Here is an 18,062-nt window from a genome sequence, read left to right on the forward strand (position 1 = left end):
ATCGAGTTTTTTTATGACAAACAATTGATTTTAAATCTATTTATCCAAACAGTAACTATGTGTTTGTTCTCAAGTATAGACACATAGTTACTTACAAACCGTTGCGTTTTCCTACATTGCGACACTGTTTTAATAGTCGAGTTGCCCTTAATATATATTATCGAATTAAAGAGTATCTACTCTGCTTTTTATAAGTGAATTGCTTGTAAAAACCTTGTAAAAAGAGAAAGCTGCTCTATTAGATAAAATTTAATTTTTCGTCGCATTAGCTTTCATATTGAAAGTGTGGTTTTGAATTGATTTTAAAATTGATAATGCATAGAAAGTTGAATCATATTGAAGGCATGTATAATAAATTTTAACAACACTATTAACAATGGTATTCCTATGAAAACCAATAAGTTACCTCAATCAGCATGGTCTGATTCACAGGAAGCTGGTTCTCAACCTATGCGGACCAGCCAGTCGAGCAGCTATTATCCAAATGATAGTAAGCCGCAGACAAGCTATGCTAGCAACGATGCTAGCTACAACCATGAAAGCTCGAACGATGAATGCTCAAAAAACATCTCCTTGCAAGACAGTTGCTTTGGCTACAAAAGCGCCGCTAAAAGTCCTGTGAAAATAAAAGAGTCTGCTATGATTGATCATGATAATGCAGAAAATGACGACTTGAAGTATAGCGATATAAATGGCTTTGATGACACAAACGATAGCAGTGCGGGTGGGTATAAAAAACCACAGAAACCTGTCAAAAACCAACCGCTAATGTCAGAGTTTTTGAATGATCAGACAGACGCTTTAAAACACAGCACTCAAAAGCATGGCACTGAAAAAGAGGCCTTTGAAAAACAGGATTCTGAACAAAACACCCTCTCATCATATAAAGAGATACCGGAACGCGTATTTATGAATGGCCTTATCAAGCATACGGGTATTGCCTTAGCGATTATTATACCGTTAGCCGCATTTTCAGCTTACGCGGCAACGCCACCCGTTCAACCAACGGCTGCCCCTACTAATAATACCACCACAGTAGAAACGCTGTCTGTTGACCCTAGCACTATTATTCATAAGTCTGCAAATACGCCAACCACAGTTGATAGTGTTGATCTCAAAAAATACGCTGGTACGTGGTATGAGATAGGTCGCTTACCGATGTATTTTCAGCGTAACTGCGCCAGTGACGTCACGGCTAATTACACCGAAAAAACGGATGGCTCAGGTATTATCGTTACCAATAAGTGTGCAGATAAAGACGGTTCTGGTATTGTTGCTGAGGGTTTAGCGAAGCCAGCTGACGACACCGGTAGTAAGCTGAAAGTCACGTTTTTGCCGTCATGGATTCGCTGGATACCAGTCGGTCGCGCCGACTATTGGGTATTGGCACGCGACCCTGATTACAAAACTGCTTTGGTAGGGACGCCGGATAAAGACTATCTATGGTTATTGTCGCGCTCGCCAAATATCAGTCAAAAAACTTATGCCAAATATCGTCAAGTTGCACAGCAGCAAGGCTATGAATTAAAAGAATTTAAGTTAACCCCGCAAACCAATCAAACGGTCAGTCTGATTCCTTAATGATTGATGCTTAATACTTATTTTTAATGTGGATATGCATAAAGTGGAAATGCATAAATAAGATGGCAGCATCATTGGCTGCCTTTATTTTTTATCATCACTTTTTATCATCACTGATGTTTTTTACAATCACTGGTATATTGCCATTAAATCCCATATAAGTATTAGCAGTTCGGTTATCACTAGCAAAATAGGCCGTTTTAAGCTAAAATCTAGACGATCTAAATACTCTATTGCGAATAACCAGCACCGTTAGTGTCTGGTTGGCACACTAGAGTGACTGCTTAGACCACATATACCTATCTAATTTAACTCTCTTTATACTTTACTGATCATACATTACTGACCATAAGGATGTTTCTCGTGAGCAACGCTGATACCTTACGCCAATTACATCAAGACCACTTGAGCAATTATAACAATCAAGAGCAACAAGCGATTGAGCTAATGGGTCTATTGAACAAGCTCTATAATGAGCAAGACGTGCAAGTGACTTTATTCGGTGACATGCTAGATACCACCTCTGTTGGTCAAATATTGGCATTGCATCAAAAAGTAGCACTACGTGAGCAAGGCGCAAAATCTATCGATATCGCTGATACGCTAGCGATGGTCAAAGTTTTGGCAGAAAACAAAGACCTTCAAGCCACTCGTATCGATGTGGGCCAGCTGATCGCCAATGACAGTGATATTCAAGCAGCATTACAATCTATCGATAATACTAAAGCGTCTATCAATGGTGCCACAGATGTAGTGCTATACGGATTTGGCCGTATTGGTCGTATCTTAACGCGTCTGTTGCTGTCGCAAGCCTCAAGCTCGAAAGGCTTACAATTAAAGGCCATCGTCGTACGTCCAGCTGCCGCAGGCGATTTAGCCAAACGTGCCTCATTGCTAGAGCGTGATTCGATTCATGGCAGCTTCGCCGGTGGCGTAGTTGTTGATGATAAAAACAATGGTTTAATTATTAACGGTCGTTTTGTGCAAGTTATCTATGCCAACGATCCAAGCGATATCGATTATAGCGCTTATGGTATTAACGATGCACTCGTGGTGGATAATACGGGTATCTGGAAAGACGAAGCGGGCCTTGGTAAGCATTTGCAATCTACTGGTGTGAAAAAAGTACTATTAACCGCACCTGCTGGCGGCGATATCAAAAACGTCGTGTATGGTGTGAATAACGATACGGTTGGTGATGATACGATCGTTAGTGCAGCGAGCTGTACTACCAACGCGATTACCCCAACGCTTAAAGTATTAAATGACGAGTACGGTATCGAAAACGGTCACGTCGAAACGATTCACTCGTTTACCAATGATCAAAACCTCATTGATAACTACCATAAAGCCGATCGCCGTGGTCGTAGTGCCGTATTGAATATGGTCATTACTAGTACTGGTGCGGCAAAAGCAGTGGGTAAAGCACTACCAGAGCTTAGCGGTAAGTTGACGGGTAATGCTATTCGTGTGCCAACGCCAAACGTTAGCTTGGCGATTTTGAATTTGAATCTGAAAACAGCCCCAGACAGTGCCGACGCGCTAAATGATTTTATGCGTAAAATTTCTAATAGCAGCCAGTGGCAAACACAAATTGCATATACCGATTCTACAGAAGCGGTATCAACCGATTTTGTCGGCGACACTCATGTGGGTATCGTAGACGCACAAGCCACTATTTTGACTGATAATCATGCTATTGTTTATATTTGGTATGACAACGAAGTAGGCTATAGTACACAAGTATTGCGTTTGGCGACGCAAATGGCCGGTATCAGTTATACTCAGATTCCAGCTTAAAACTTCTATAAAGCCGTATCGACTTTTTAACCGTACTCTTATGAAAAGAGTTATTTCTTAAGAGCCAATTCTTAAAGGTCAGTTACAGCATTTATAGATAAATGTGATTTTGAAAGTAATACAGTTTAAAGTTAGGATAGACAGCACCCGATAGTCCGATTGGTTATCGGGTGTTATTGTCATCATGAAAGCAATGATGCAATAAAATATAGAGATAAATCTTTAAGATTTTTAAAAGATAGCTATTTAAAAGATAACTATAGGCTTAAAACGCGGTCGATGATCTCAATTATGGCTTATAAACCAGAGTGTAAATAAAGGAACGTAAGAAATGCGATTTATTGATGAAGCCGTCGTAACGGTAAAAGCAGGTGACGGTGGTAACGGAATCGCCAGTTTTCGCCGAGAAAAGTACGTCCCGCGCGGTGGCCCCGATGGTGGTGATGGTGGTAGTGGCGGTGATGTGTACGTCATTGCAGATGATAACACCAACACCTTAGTTGACTATCGCTATACGCGCCGCTATGACGCGATGCGCGGTGAGAACGGTCATAGTAAGAACTGTTCAGGTAAAGCCTCTGATGATATTTACTTATCGGTACCTATTGGTACGACCGTGGTTGATACTGAAACAGATGAAGTCTTGGGTGATTTGATTGAGATTGATCAGACATTACTGATTGCCAAAGGTGGTGATGGTGGTCTGGGTAACACTCACTTTAAAAGCTCTACCAATCAGGCACCACGCAAAGCCACATCAGGGTTTGAAGGTGAAATAAAGATTCTTAAGTTTGAGCTAAAAGTAGTAGCTGACGTGGGTTTGGTTGGTTTGCCAAATGCGGGTAAATCTACCTTTATCCGCCAAGTTTCTGCGGCTAAGCCAAAAGTTGCCGACTATCCATTTACTACCCTAGTACCTAATTTAGGAGTGGTCGATATCGGTCGCCATCGCTCATTTGTTATGGCTGATATTCCTGGACTAATTGAAGGCGCATCAGAAGGGGCTGGACTGGGCATTCGCTTCTTAAAGCATGTCGCTCGTACTCGCCGTCTGTTACACTTAGTCGATGTAAAACCTGTCGATGGCAGCGATCCAGTAGAAAATGCCCGCGTTATTTTAAATGAGCTTGAGCGTTTTTCACCTGAGTTGGCCAACTTGCCACAGATTTTAGTATTAAATAAAATCGATCAGGTCGCTGACGAAGATTTGAATGCACTTTGTACCCATATTGTCGCGGAACTTGGCTGGACAGGTATTGTCTTTCGCACCGCAACCCTGACAGGCGAAGGCGTCGACGCGGTCAAATATCATTTGATGAACGAAATTGAACTTGAACGCGAACGTGAATTAGAAGATCCTATTTTCGCTGAAGCACAACAAGAACGCTTTGAACGTTTAGAAGCAGAAGTGCGTCTTAATACTGAAGCACAGCGTGAAGCCTATCGTGCGGCTCGCAAAGCACAACGCGAAGGGTTAGACTTAACCGACGACGCCAGTCTAGATGATGATCGTGATGATGATGAAGATGGCGTTGAAGTGGTTTACGTCCCTTAAGTTGATAGATGCTTGTGCGTATTTTTAAATTAATCCCCTTAATCAATTTACATTAGCAACAGGAGTTTATATGGCAGTTGACATAGAGAACACGACAGAAGAAGCAAGGTTTGTTAAGCAAACTCGTAACTTTGATATTCAGCGCGTTATTGTCAAGATTGGCTCATCGTTACTAACCAATAACGGCCGAGGGCTGGATCGAACTGCCATTTATGGGTGGGCAAAACAGATTGCAGAGCTGCATAAGCAAGGGGTTGAAGTACTATTAGTATCCTCCGGTTCAGTCGCTGAAGGCGTGGTACGTATGAACTTAGATGAGCGACCGAAGAAGTTGGCTGCTCTACAGGCTTGTGCCTCTATCGGCCAGATGGGCTTGATTGAGACGTGGTGGTCAGCACTTATTCAGCACGGTATTCAAAGCTCGCAGTTGTTACTCACCCATGACGACTTATCTAACCGCAGCCGTTACTTGAATACCACCAGTGCGTTAACTCAGCTGTTAGAATGGCATGTACTGCCAGTGATTAATGAAAATGACACCATCACTATCGATGAGATTAAGTTTGGCGACAATGACACCTTAGGCGCGATGGTAGCAGCGATGGTTAATGCTGACTTATACATTATCTTAACCGATCAAGAAGGTGTGTTTACAGGGGACCCTCGCAACGACCCTAATGCCAAAATGATTCGTCAAGAACGGGCGATGGAAGACTATTTATTTGATATTGCAGGCGACGGCGGTAAGCTTGGTCGCGGCGGTATGCTGACCAAAATCCGTGCTGGTCGCCTCGCTGCTATGGGCGGCTGTCCAACAGTCATCGTCAGTGGTGCTATCGAAGATGTCATCACTCGTGTGGTATCAGGTGAAGCGGTCGGGACGTTGCTCACAACCAATGATGAAGACAAAATAATCGCCCGCAAACAGTGGATCGCTGCGCATCTGCGCATGGAAGGCGCGCTTATTGTGGATGCAGGGGCTGCTAAAGCGGTGGCTGAACACAACAAAAGCTTGTTACCAGTCGGCGTAGTAGATGTACGCGGTAATTTTGATGAAGGTGATGTGGTAGAAATTATTCATCAAGATACGGGTGAGCGTTTAGCGGTCGGTCAGGTTAATTTCTCCTCTCGTGATGCGTCGCGCGTTGCGCGTGAGCGTACCGAGCAGTTCGATAAAATCCTTGGCAGTAATGAAGAGCGTGTGGTCATGGTACACCGAGATAATTTAGCGTTAACGGTATAATACTAGGGTGTGTCCTCATTTTTAGCCCATTTAGCTGGCTTCGTTCAGAGTGAGGATATGCCCTAACGACATACCTTTACCTAGTCTCAAGTTTTATTTGGTCAATGACAGTTAACATAAAGTTTAGCTGTCGCGGCCTATAAGTTATTAGCGTTTAGTATTCCCTTATTCAATTTATTTTATCCGGTACTGTTTATATATTTATTAAATACAGTGCTGCTTTGGAGATTTGTACATGAGTGCTTCAGACAATAATAGTGCGCTTGAGCAGAACTTTGCGCCTCTAAAAAACGACAGATTGCTACGGGCACTCCGCTTTGAGCCAATAGATACCACGCCTGTATGGATGATGCGTCAAGCGGGTCGTTATTTACCAGAGTATAAAGCCACTCGCGCTGAAGCAGGTGATTTTATGAGTCTGTGTAAAGATACCGCACGTGCCACTGAAGTGACTTTGCAGCCGTTACGTCGTATGGATTTGGACGCGGCTATTTTATTCAGTGATATTTTGACCATTCCTGATGCTATGGGGTTGGGCTTATATTTTGAAACTGGGGAAGGACCGAAGTTTAAGCATCCTATTCGTAAGCAAGCAGATTTGGATAGATTGCCTGTGCTGGATGTCAATGACTCTCTTGATTATGTCATGCGTGCGGTGACCAGCATTCGTACCGCGCTAAATGGACAGGTACCGCTATTTGGTTTTTCTGGTAGTCCGTGGACACTCGCCACTTATATGATTGAAGGTGGCAGCTCAAAAGACTATCGTTATACTAAAGGCTTCTTATATAGCAATCCTGAGTTTTTACATCAATTACTAGATAAATTAGCAACGTCTGTCATTGATTATTTGGATGCGCAAGTGGTTGCTGGTGCTCAAATATTACAGATATTTGATAGCTGGGGCGGCGCGTTAGCCCATCGTCAGTTTATCGATTTCTCTCACGCTTATAACAAGCGTATTGTCGCTGAGCTAAAAGTACGTCATCCTGAAATACCGGTGGTATTATTTACCAAAGGTGGTGGCGTTTGGTTAGATGTGCAAGCGGATAGTGAAGCAGACGTTTTGGGTCTAGACTGGACAATGCCGATCGATCGTGCCCGCCAAGTATTGACAGAAAGTCAGCGCCAATTGACCAAACAACATAAAAAACTACAAAGTAGCAAAGCCATTCAAGGTAACTTGGATCCAGCGACTTTATATGGTTCACCTGCGACTATCCGTGCTGAAGTAAACGCGATGCTCGATAGCGCTTATGCGAATGGCGAAAAGACTGGCTACATCGCAAACTTAGGTCATGGTATTACCCAGTGGGTCAACCCTGATAATGCCAAAGTATTTATCGATGCGGTACATGATTATAAAATCTAAAGCTTATAATCTATAAAGCCAGATGTTTACTAAGTAACAGAAAAAAGGATGTCTTATGATTTCAGCAGCGATTGTCGGTGGCACAGGTTATACAGGTATTGAGCTCATTCGCTTATTATCTGCTCATCCTGAGGTATCTATTGATTTGCTAACCTCGCGTAGTGAAGCGGGTACACGAGCTGATGAGATATTTCCAAGCTTACGCGGTATCTCAGATATTGTTTTTAGCGACTTGGGTGATGATACGCTTGCAGCGCTGCAAAAGTGCGATGTGGTGTTTTTTGCGACACCGCATGGCGTGGCAATGAAGCAGGCTGAAGCGCTGACGCAAGCAGGCGTCAAAGTCATTGATCTTGCTGCTGATTTTCGTCTGCAATCATTGACGGATTTTGAGCACTGGTATCAACAGTCACATGCTTGTCCTGAGCTGCTAAAAACAGCTGTATATGGTTTACCTGAAATCAATCGTGATAAGCTTGCTGATGCTTTAGTCGTTGGTAACCCTGGTTGTTATCCAACCACTGCTATTTTGGGCTTAAAACCGATTATAGAGGCGCAAAATAAACAAGCCGTACAGCTTGTTGAATCGCGTATCGTTATCGATGCAAAATCTGGTGTTTCTGGTGCTGGACGTCAAGCCAAGCTTGCACTTAATTATGCTGAATCCACAGACAATTTCAAAGCATATAGCGTTGAAGGCCATCGGCACCTGCCCGAAATTGAGCAAGGCGTTGCGCAGTTATTGGATAGTAAATTCACCCATCGTATTCGTTTTTTACCGCATCTGGTGCCGATGATACGTGGCATGCTTAGCTCTATTCATATGGAGCTAACGGATGCTGGGGCTGCTATTGATTGGCAGCAAGCGTTTGAAAATGCCTATAGGTCAGAGCTGTTCGTTGATGTGATGCCAAAGGGTATCTACCCAGATACGCGCAGCGTGCGGGCCAGTAATCGGTTGCGTATTGCTGTTCATCAAGACAATGAACGCGCTGAGCTGACGGTTATCGTTGTTCAAGACAATTTGGTGAAAGGGGCAGCGGGACAAGCAGTGCAGAATATGAATGTAATGTTTGGTTTCGATGAATCAATGGGGCTAAATTTTGCGCCTATCGTTCCTTAAGAGAGATTTACTAAGGAAAAAATCCTTCATATTTATGGCGCTAGGTATTGATTATGAATTCCGCTATAATAACTTGCCCTTCCTGTTAAGAGATACTGTCTAGATGCGTGTTAAGCTCGTACTACGCTTTTGCTCACGGCCAGCACGTTTATCGTGTCAGGCTTCTGTTCCAGATAATGTGGGACGTAGACTGTATTCTCCTAAAGAATGTGATCGCTTAGTCAATAATATTAGTAGCACACAACGAGGGGCGTCTACGCTGGTATTGGCACTGTTTGTTGTGGCCATATTAGTGACCGCAGTGGTGGGGTTGATATTTGGACATAAAATCGGCTATCAGCGCGGATTTCATTCCATAGAAACCGAAACCAAGCAAGCAATGATTAATAGTAGCGAGGCCGTCCAAGAGCTTGAGGACTTACGGATCAGTAATAAAATCGCGACTAATCAAGCCAGCACTGCTAAACAAGAGCTGGCCATTAGTTTGGCGAATCTGGATGAGCTTCGTGAAAATCAGCAAGAACTGACAGTGGAAAACAAACAAGTCTCACAGCTCAATGAGCTATATGCTGAATTTCTGAGTGAAAAGGGTGGTATGCCATTACATATATTGGGTGCCAAAATTCAACCCTTGCCTGAAAATGCGTTCGAATATGGTTTTGATATTGCGATGCTTAGTGAAGATGGTAAAGCCAAGCGCCTAACACCAGTACTAACATTGCTCAACGATGATGATTTTGTAGAAGTACCGCTAGATCCTTCCTCTTATACGATTGAAGGTATCGTCCGTATTCGCGGCCGCTTTACGATGCCGTCAGGCTTTAAGCCGCTACAAGCAAAAATCAGCTTGCAAGCTGGTGGGAAAAAGATAGAACAGCTGTATGATTGGAAACTCGGTGATCGAGTTGATAATATGCCGCTCTCGCTTTTAGACTTACCAGAAGTCGATGAAAGCCCGATTGCGCCTTAGTCGTTTTAATGGTTGTTGGCTCTGACAGTCTATAGCTTTTGATGATCTAGAACCGCGATGTCCAACCAATCTTAGTATTATTTCTGCCAATCTATTTTAATAGCGCTTTATCCTATTATAAATATACTTATTAATTTGTATTCTAACTATGATAAAACAAAAAAACCTACAAGCGATGCCAGCCGTATCTGATTGGCACTTCCCAAATATGCCTGCTCACCGTGCGCAAGACGGTGATACAGATGGCGAAACGTCGCCACAAGCAGATGTATTGGTGGCAGAGCCAGAAGTGGCCAAGCCGCCAATGTATGCCGTTATTATGTACAATGATAACTATACGCCGATGGAGTTTGTCGTCTATATTTTACAGTCAGAATTCCGTCATAGTATGGATTCTGCGGTTGAGATTATGTTGACGATTCATCATAGCAATAAGGGTATTGCGGGTATTTATCCTAAGGATATTGCGGAAACCAAAGCCAAGAAAGTAAACAGTCTGGCTCATCGTGAAGGCTATCCATTATTAACTCAAATAGAACCACACCAAGGTGAGTAGCAGGGTCTTCTTGATTATGAGGTTTTCTTGATTGTAATGCTAGGTTCTAGGCTCGATTTTTAATTCTTCTGCTTTACAGCTTTCTCTGTTTTACCCTTTCAAACCGTCTGCATATGTTATGAATATCACCCTTATAGCGTGAGCCTGGCAGATATTTTTAGCCAATAATTGCCTAAAAAACTTCTCTTAAACGATGTCGATGGTTATTGTTTCAACCTTGATTTTTCTACAAAGAAGCCCCACATATTATACTACACCGTCAAATAGTTGTTTGAAGCGTGTGTTGTCTATCATCTATATCTTCGTTCATTATTTTACTGCCAACCTCTCTTTTATTTGCCCAGCCCTAATATACTGTTATTTCTGTGCTTATCGATAAGCAGCATGCTTTGATACATTTTAGACTGCGTTAATAGATTGACTCTTCTCAAGTATCGTGTTGAGATAAAGAAAAGCTGAAAACAACACTCAAGTCATGGATGTGGTCATTTAGTAATGTCTCTTAATAATAAATTATTGCCCTTGAACAATCCATCTATCGCCCTGATTTACTTACTAACTCATTCATAAAGCTATCAATTATAAAGATAGGTATAACCGTAGGAAGTCGTTATGTTAAGTCGTCATCTTGAAGTTTCTTTACGTTTAGCAATGACACTTGCGCGTCAAAAATCGCATGAGTATCTCACTGTTGAACATCTATTACTGGCCTTATTAGAAAACACCCATGCGGCAAATACATTGACTGCCTGTAATGCTAATGTTTCAACGCTGCGTAGCGAGCTTGAGGCCTATATCAACAAGCACACACCAACAGTCGACGTAGATACAGAGCAGTCGCCGCAGCCAACCCAAAGCTTTGATCGTATCCTGCAACGCGCTATTTTCCATGTACAGTCTATTGGTGGTGGTCGCCTCGTCGAAGGTTCAGATATTTTGGTCTCTATGTTTTCAGAGCATGATACTTATGCGGTTTATTTGCTTAAAAAGCAGGGCATTAGCCGCCTTGAGCTGACCCAATATCTATCACATGGTCAAGATAAAGACGAATCATCTGAGCCACGAGTTTCTATGACGGGTGAGCGCCGCAGTGCCTCAGAAAAAACCAGTAAAGACCCATTAGTCGAGTTTGCAACCAACTTAAATCAGCGCGCGGCTGAAGGCAAAACCGACCCATTGATCGGCCGCGGTCCTGAAATTGAGCGCGCTGCACAAGTTCTGTGTCGCCGCCGCAAAAACAATCCGTTGTTGGTCGGTGAGCCTGGTGTGGGTAAGACTTCAATCGCTGAAGGTCTAGCATGGTTGATTATCAATGAAAAAGCACCAAAGCCGCTGAATGGCTGTGTGATTTATAGTCTTGATATTGGTTCGTTGATTGCTGGCACTAAGTATCGTGGTGATTTTGAAAAACGCATGAAATCACTGCTCGATGCACTCAAGAAAAAGCCCAATGCAATTTTGTTCATTGATGAGATTCATATGATTATTGGCGCAGGGTCGTCGATGAGTAGTAATATGGATGTATCAAACTTGATTAAGCCCGCACTTGCTAATGGCGAGCTGCGTTGTATTGGTTCTACGACATTTACCGAGTATCGTCAGGTTTTTGAAAAAGATCATGCATTGTCACGCCGTTTCCAGAAAATTGATGTCAAAGAACCTAGTGTCGATGACAGCATCGATATTTTACGCGGTCTCAAACCACGTTACGAAGAGTTCCATAATGTTGAATATACTGATGAGGCCTTGGTAACTGCCGTTCAATTATCAGCCAAACATATTCATGAGCGCTTTTTACCAGACAAGGCGATTGATGTCATTGATGAAGCGGGTGCTTATAAGCGCTTAGGCGTGATTCCTGATGCGGATGATATCGATGCAGAACAAAGCTTTATTGCTGATTTAGAGCAAGATTTTGATACACAGATTGATGCTGACGAAGAAGGTGTTGATAGCGATAATGCTGATAGCACTGTAGGTAATGAAGCTATTGATAACGAGATGCGGGATGAGGCCAATACGGCAAAAGCCGATGACCGTGCCAAGTTAGATAGTGAGTCAGATGATAAGTCAAAAGTGTCGAAAACCAAAAAGAAACCACCGATGAAAATCGATGTGGCAGACATTGAAGCGATTGTTGCCAAGCTTGCGCGTATTCCACCCAAATCAGTATCGAGTGATGATAAGAGCATTCTTGAACACTTAGATCGTGATCTTAAACATTTAGTGTTTGGTCAAGATGAGGCAATTGAAACTTTAGCCGATGCGATTAAGCTATCGCGTGCGGGTCTAAAAGCACCAGATAAGCCTATCGGTTCGTTTATGTTTGCTGGGCCTACAGGCGTGGGTAAAACAGAAGTTTCACGTCAGTTGGCAAACCTACTGGGCGTTGAGCTAGTACGCTTTGACATGTCAGAGTATATGGAAGCGCATACTGCTTCACGTTTGATTGGTGCACCCCCAGGCTATGTTGGCTATGATCAAGGTGGTTTGTTGACCGAAAAAATCAATCAGCATCCACATTGTGTCGTATTGTTTGATGAAATCGAAAAAGCGCATCCCGATGTCTTTAACTTGTTGCTACAAGTGATGGACCACGGTACGTTGACCGATAATAATGGTCGAGTTGCTGTCTTTAAGCAAGTGATTGTCATTATGACCACCAACGTCGGTGCTGAGAGTATCAGCCGCTCGTCTATGGGCTTTACTCAGCAAGATCATAGCCGTGACAATACTGAATCGCTCAAACGTGTCTTTACCCCTGAATTCCGTAACCGTCTCGATGCGATTATCCAGTTTAATCCTCTTGATACGTCAGTCGTTGTATCTGTAGTCGATAAATTCTTGGTTGAGCTACAAGTCCAGCTAGATGATAAGCAAGTAACTTTAGAGATCGATGATGATGTCCGTGATTATTTAGCTGACAAAGGCTATGATCGTCTAATGGGCGCACGTCCGATGCAACGTTTGATTCAAGATGAAATCAAAAAGCCATTGGCCGGTATGATTTTATTTGGTGACTTAGTGAATGGTGGTGTTGTACACCTCACTTTAGAGCCAGAAGAGGTCGATGAACAAAATAGTGACGCTGTGAAGCTAGATAAATATAGTGAGAAAGCTTCGGATAAAGGTTCAGCGGACAGTCGTATTGTCTTGACGGTCGTTGAAACTCATGAGCCTCATCCAGACTCTGAATCATTAGCCAGCTAATTTTTAGCCTATGTGTTATAAAAACGGTTATCCTATTATTACGGTAGCCGTTTTTTTATTGCTATCATTCGTTTTAAGATGAGTCGTGATGTACTAATATAAGATATTCTCTTCTCCTATAACAAATAAAACAGGACATATTATGGAATTGTTCGATGAACAGCCAGCAAAGACGCAAGCGCAAAAGCAAGTGATTTTAGACAATGTGCGCTTGCCAGAAGACTGGAAAGAAGCGTTAGCGGAAGAATTGACCTCTGATAATATGGATAGCCTGCGGGCATTTTTAAAAGAAGTGTACCAATCAGATGACAGTATTTATCCACCAGCGCCGCTGATGTTTAATGCCTTTAATCTGACCCCCTTATCTCAGGTCAAGGTCGTCATTTTGGGACAAGACCCTTATCATCGTCCAGGGCAAGCAATGGGCTTATCCTTTTCTGTACCCAAAGCGATCCCAAAGCCACCGTCTCTTAACAACTTATTGAAAGAGATGGCAGATGATATTGACACTAGCTATTCAGCACATGGTGATTTGACCTATTGGGCAGAGCAAGGCGTTTTGCTATTAAACAGCTCATTGACGGTAAAAGAAGGCGAGCCAAACAGCCATCAAAATAAAGGTTGGGAGCAGTTTACCGATGCGGTGATTGATGTGGTTAATGAGCAAACAGAGCATACCGTGTTTATTTTGTGGGGCAGTAAAGCGCAGAAAAAAGGCAAGTATATCAATACTGATAAACACTTAATTCTGACTGCGGTACACCCATCGCCATTAGCTGCCAACCGTGGTGGTTTCTTTGGCTCTAAACCATTCTCTAAAACCAATGATTATCTAAAACAGTATGGTCAAACACCCATCGATTGGCAGTTACCGCAATAAATGATAAATTCTCTACATCACCAATTGCCGCCTTATTATTTATCAGATAGCTTATCCATCGATGGAACGTTCATAAGCGAGCAGCTTAAAACCAGTACATTCTGGTCGGTTGACGATGTTAAATGGATGCAACAAGCGCTGAAACTGGCTAAAAAGGGCGCTAAGTATGGGGAAGTTCCTGTAGGAGCGATACTGGTGCATCAGCAGCAAGTCATTGGCCAAGGCTTTAATGAGCCAATTGGTCGCCATGATGCAACGGCTCATGCCGAAATTGTGGCGCTGCGAGATGCCTGCGCACGTCTAAAAAACTATCGCTTGCCGCTACAGACGACCCTATATGTGACCTTGGAGCCTTGTACCATGTGCATAGGTGCACTGATTCATGCAAGAGTCGATAGGTTAATCTATGCAGCGAGTGAGCCGCGCGCTGGCATGGTTGGCAGTCAACTGAATCTGCCTGAGCAACCTTTTTATAATCATACTATCGAAGTACATAAGGGCTTGTGCGGCGAGCATAGCAGCCAGATGCTCAGAACGTTTTTTCGTGAGCGCCGAAAAGTGGCAAAAAATAAAGCCAGTATGCCTCATTAACAATGATATCAGTCTTGCTGCTAGTGATAGGCAGGTTTCTTTGCTATAATATTGCCCTATTTGATGGTGAAGTGGCTAAGTCGCTGTCAAATGTTTGATATATAAGTAAATATTGCTTTGTTATTAATATGCAAAAAGCCATACAAGTATCGCCTACTATTAAGTGAGTATTATGACTGTCTCTACTACTGATCGCTCTACACTTAATAGTGACGATGACCGCCAGGCTCAAATAGTGCGTTACCCTGTTATCTGTATTGACGGTCCAAGTGGTGCAGGCAAAGGCACAGTCACGTGGCGTTTAGCACAGACCTTAGGGTATCAGTTGCTAGACTCAGGGGCGTTATACCGTATTGTCGGACTCAAGGCGTTTGAAGCGGGGTTGATTACAGCAGATGCTAGCCAAACAATTGACGAAGCCGCGCTATTAGAATTGACTCAAAGCTTGCAGATTGTATTTGAGCCTAATACTGACTCAGGGCGTGTCGATATCGTTGTGAATGGTGAAGCAGTCGGTGAGCAAGTTCGCAACGAAACCGTTGGCGGTTATGCGTCACAGGTGGCGGTTTATCCAACAGTACGACAAGCGCTGTTAGCTTTGCAGCAAGATATGGCAACGCGCTCAGGGTTGGTTGCTGATGGTCGTGATATGGGTACGGTAGTGTTTCCAGATGCTGATGTTAAAGTGTTTTTGACTGCCAGCGCCCAAGCACGTGCTGAACGTCGTGTATTACAATTAATAAAAGCAGGTCAACAGGCTAATTATCAGGCAATTTTATCAACCATTAAAGCCCGTGATGATCGTGACGAAAATCGTCAGACGTCACCTTCTAAACCTGCAAAAGATGCTTTGCTACTTGATAGCTCAACATTAGATGCTGATACTGTCTATGAGCAAGTCAAAAGGCACTGTCAGGCGAAAGGTATTTGTTTTAATAGTTAATAAAAACAACATAGTAAGCACTAAAAAGCTTACAATGAGGATGGGTTTTAGTATAAAATTACAGTAGTAATAGTTTGATAGTCTTTAGGTAGGCATCAAAAATGCTATCTAAAAGGCTCTGTTTAAAAAGTATAAAGATTAAGAATATAAAGTTTTTTGATGTAAAACCATTGTTGCTAGTGAGTTTTCTGAACCATTTGCTTATTACCAACAATCGTTTTTATATATGATTGCATAAGATATAAAACCAGTATTCTCGTTTTATGCAGTCATAAATTTGATCCGTACTGTGCTGGACAGGATACGGCTATACAAAGGTAGACATAATGGAATCATTTGCTGAACTATTTGAAGCGAGCATTGAAGAGCAGGGTCTGGATATCGAGCGTGGCTCGGTTATTACAGGTGCTGTTGTGGCCATCGATAACGATTGGATCACAGTAGATACTGGTCTTAAATCTGAAGGTATCGTCGCTCGTGAAGAGTTTTTAAGCGAAGAAGGCGAACTTGAAGTTGAAGTTGGCGATAGCGTTGATGTCGTGGTTGAAGCGGTTGATAACGGTATGGGTCAAACCTTACTGTCACGCGAAAAAGCCAAACGTGTTGAGACCTGGAATATCCTTGAAAAAATCTCTGACAATGATGAGATCGTAAAAGGTATTATCTCAAGCAAAGTTAAAGGCGGTTTCACTGTAGATATCGGTTCAGTACGTGCGTTTTTACCAGGTTCATTAGTAGATGTACGTCCTATTCGTGATACGACGCATCTTGAAGGTAAAGAGCTAGAGTTCAAAGTTATCAAGCTTGACCAAAAACGTAATAACGTTGTGGTAAGCCGCCGCGCTGTTATGGAAGCTGAAAACTCAGCTGAGCGCGAAGAGCTACTGAACAAGCTTGAAGAAGGTATCGAGATCGAAGGTATCGTTAAGAACCTAACTGATTACGGTGCGTTCGTTGACCTTGGCGGTATTGATGGTCTATTGCACATCACTGACATGGCATGGCGTCGCATCAAGCACCCATCTGAGGTGGTTGAAGTTGGTCAAGACCTAAAAGTTAAAGTATTGAAGTTTGATCGTGAGCGTAACCGCGTTAGCCTAGGTCTAAAACAACTTGGTACTGATCCTTGGGACAACGTTGGCGGCACATACCCAGTAGGTAGTGTGGTTAAAGCACGCGTAACTAACCTAACTGATTATGGTTGCTTCGCTGAAATTTCTGAAGGTATCGAAGGTCTAGTACACGTATCAGAAATGGATCATACCAACAAAAACATCCATCCATCAAAAGTAGTTCAAGTGGGTGATGAAGTTGAAGTAATGATTCTTGATATCGACGAAGAACGTCGCCGTATTAGCTTGGGTATCAAACAGACTCTAGCCAATCCATGGGATGAGTTCGATAAGAAACATGAGCGCGGTGATAAAATCACTGGTACGATCAAATCAATCACTGACTTCGGTATCTTTATCGGTCTAGACGGTGGTATTGATGGCTTGGTTCATCTATCTGACATCTCTTGGAACGAAACTGGCGAAGACGCTATCCGTAACTACAACAAAGGCGACACCGTTGAAGCAATGGTATTATCTGTAGATGCAGAAGCAAACCGTATTAGCCTGGGCGTGAAGCAGTTAAGCTCTGATCCATTCAACGAATACCTAGTCGGTAACGACCGTGGTGCTATCGTTAATGGTAAAGTAAAAGAAGTAGACGCTAAAGGTGCTACTATTGAGCTTGCTGATGAAGTTGAAGCGTATCTACGTGCCTCTGAGATCCAACGTGACCGCGTTGAAGATGCAACTAAGCATCTAAGCGTTGGTGATGACGTTGAAGCTAAGATCATCAGTGTTGATCGTAAAACACGCAACATCAACTTGTCTATCAAAGCGAAAGACGAAGCTGAAGAGCGTCAAGCGATTAAAGATCTAGGCGGCGCAGGTACTACTCCAGCTGCAGGTTCTGATGCACAGCCAAAAACCATTGGTGACTTGATCAAAGAACAAATGCAGTAAGTTATTGATATAAAAGTAATATAAAAAAAGCGACCCCGGTCGCTTTTTTTTATGAGTGAATTTTGATATTGCTATTAGGGTTTTGCCCAAATGGGTAAACTCTTATTTCCATTTACACTAATATCCGCTATCATTTACAACATCGAGTAACGAGATGTACACCTGAATTTGAATCATTATAAGTTAATAATTGGCTTAACGAGTAAACTTACCGCTGTTAGCA

The 18,062-nt window shown here is 42.7% G+C and carries 13 protein-coding genes; all 13 read left to right on the plus strand.

Annotated elements, in window-relative coordinates; translation table 11 throughout:
• Nucleotides 1-387: 387 nt before the first annotated feature.
• The 13 genes from EI162_RS00425 (at nucleotide 388) to rpsA (ending at nucleotide 17,839) form a co-directional block, all read left to right on the plus strand.
• On the plus strand, nucleotides 388-1,581 hold the full coding sequence (locus EI162_RS00425; RefSeq protein ID WP_192522462.1) for a lipocalin family protein: 1,194 nt from the start codon (nucleotides 388-390) through the stop codon (nucleotides 1,579-1,581).
• Between the two features lie 354 nt (nucleotides 1,582-1,935).
• Nucleotides 1,936-3,381: a glyceraldehyde-3-phosphate dehydrogenase gene (locus EI162_RS00430; RefSeq protein ID WP_192522463.1), complete on the plus strand. Its 1,446-nt coding sequence runs from the start codon at nucleotides 1,936-1,938 to the stop codon at nucleotides 3,379-3,381.
• Nucleotides 3,382-3,712: 331 nt separating this feature from the next.
• A complete protein-coding gene (gene cgtA, locus EI162_RS00435; protein ID WP_192522464.1) occupies nucleotides 3,713-4,936 on the plus strand; it encodes an Obg family GTPase CgtA in 1,224 nt (407 codons plus the stop codon).
• 70 nt (nucleotides 4,937-5,006) lie between these two features.
• Nucleotides 5,007-6,179 (plus strand): glutamate 5-kinase, encoded by a 1,173-nt coding sequence (proB, locus tag EI162_RS00440; RefSeq protein ID WP_192522465.1) that lies wholly within the window; start codon nucleotides 5,007-5,009, stop codon nucleotides 6,177-6,179.
• A 235-nt stretch (nucleotides 6,180-6,414) separates the two neighbouring features.
• Nucleotides 6,415-7,551, plus strand: coding sequence for a uroporphyrinogen decarboxylase (gene hemE, locus EI162_RS00445; protein ID WP_192522466.1), 1,137 nt, complete (start codon nucleotides 6,415-6,417; stop codon nucleotides 7,549-7,551).
• Nucleotides 7,552-7,606: 55 nt separating this feature from the next.
• On the plus strand, nucleotides 7,607-8,674 hold the full coding sequence (gene argC / locus EI162_RS00450; RefSeq protein ID WP_192522467.1) for an N-acetyl-gamma-glutamyl-phosphate reductase: 1,068 nt from the start codon (nucleotides 7,607-7,609) through the stop codon (nucleotides 8,672-8,674).
• A 103-nt stretch (nucleotides 8,675-8,777) separates the two neighbouring features.
• Complete coding sequence (locus EI162_RS00455) at nucleotides 8,778-9,644, plus strand: hypothetical protein (RefSeq protein WP_192522468.1); 867 nt, start codon at nucleotides 8,778-8,780, stop codon at nucleotides 9,642-9,644.
• 148 nt (nucleotides 9,645-9,792) lie between these two features.
• A complete protein-coding gene (locus tag EI162_RS00460; protein ID WP_192522469.1) occupies nucleotides 9,793-10,200 on the plus strand; it encodes an ATP-dependent Clp protease adaptor ClpS in 408 nt (135 codons plus the stop codon).
• A gap of 612 nt (nucleotides 10,201-10,812) precedes the next feature.
• The gene (locus tag EI162_RS00465) at nucleotides 10,813-13,410 is read left to right on the plus strand and encodes an AAA family ATPase (RefSeq protein WP_192522470.1); all 2,598 of its coding nucleotides are present in this window, start codon (nucleotides 10,813-10,815) and stop codon (nucleotides 13,408-13,410) included.
• Between the two features lie 142 nt (nucleotides 13,411-13,552).
• Entirely contained in the window at nucleotides 13,553-14,290 is a 738-nt protein-coding gene (locus tag EI162_RS00470; RefSeq protein WP_192522471.1) for a uracil-DNA glycosylase, read from the plus strand.
• Nucleotides 14,291-14,881, plus strand: a complete 591-nt coding sequence (gene tadA, locus EI162_RS00475; protein WP_192522472.1) for a tRNA adenosine(34) deaminase TadA — start codon at nucleotides 14,291-14,293, stop codon at nucleotides 14,879-14,881.
• Nucleotides 14,882-15,053: 172 nt separating this feature from the next.
• Complete coding sequence (cmk, locus tag EI162_RS00480) at nucleotides 15,054-15,824, plus strand: (d)CMP kinase (protein WP_192522473.1); 771 nt, start codon at nucleotides 15,054-15,056, stop codon at nucleotides 15,822-15,824.
• Nucleotides 15,825-16,150: 326 nt separating this feature from the next.
• Complete coding sequence (gene rpsA / locus EI162_RS00485; protein WP_192522474.1) at nucleotides 16,151-17,839, plus strand: 30S ribosomal protein S1; 1,689 nt, start codon at nucleotides 16,151-16,153, stop codon at nucleotides 17,837-17,839.
• Nucleotides 17,840-18,062 lie beyond the last annotated feature (223 nt).

This window comes from Psychrobacter sp. FME6 (assembly GCF_014861365.1).
Classification (GTDB): Bacteria; Pseudomonadota; Gammaproteobacteria; order Pseudomonadales; family Moraxellaceae; genus Psychrobacter.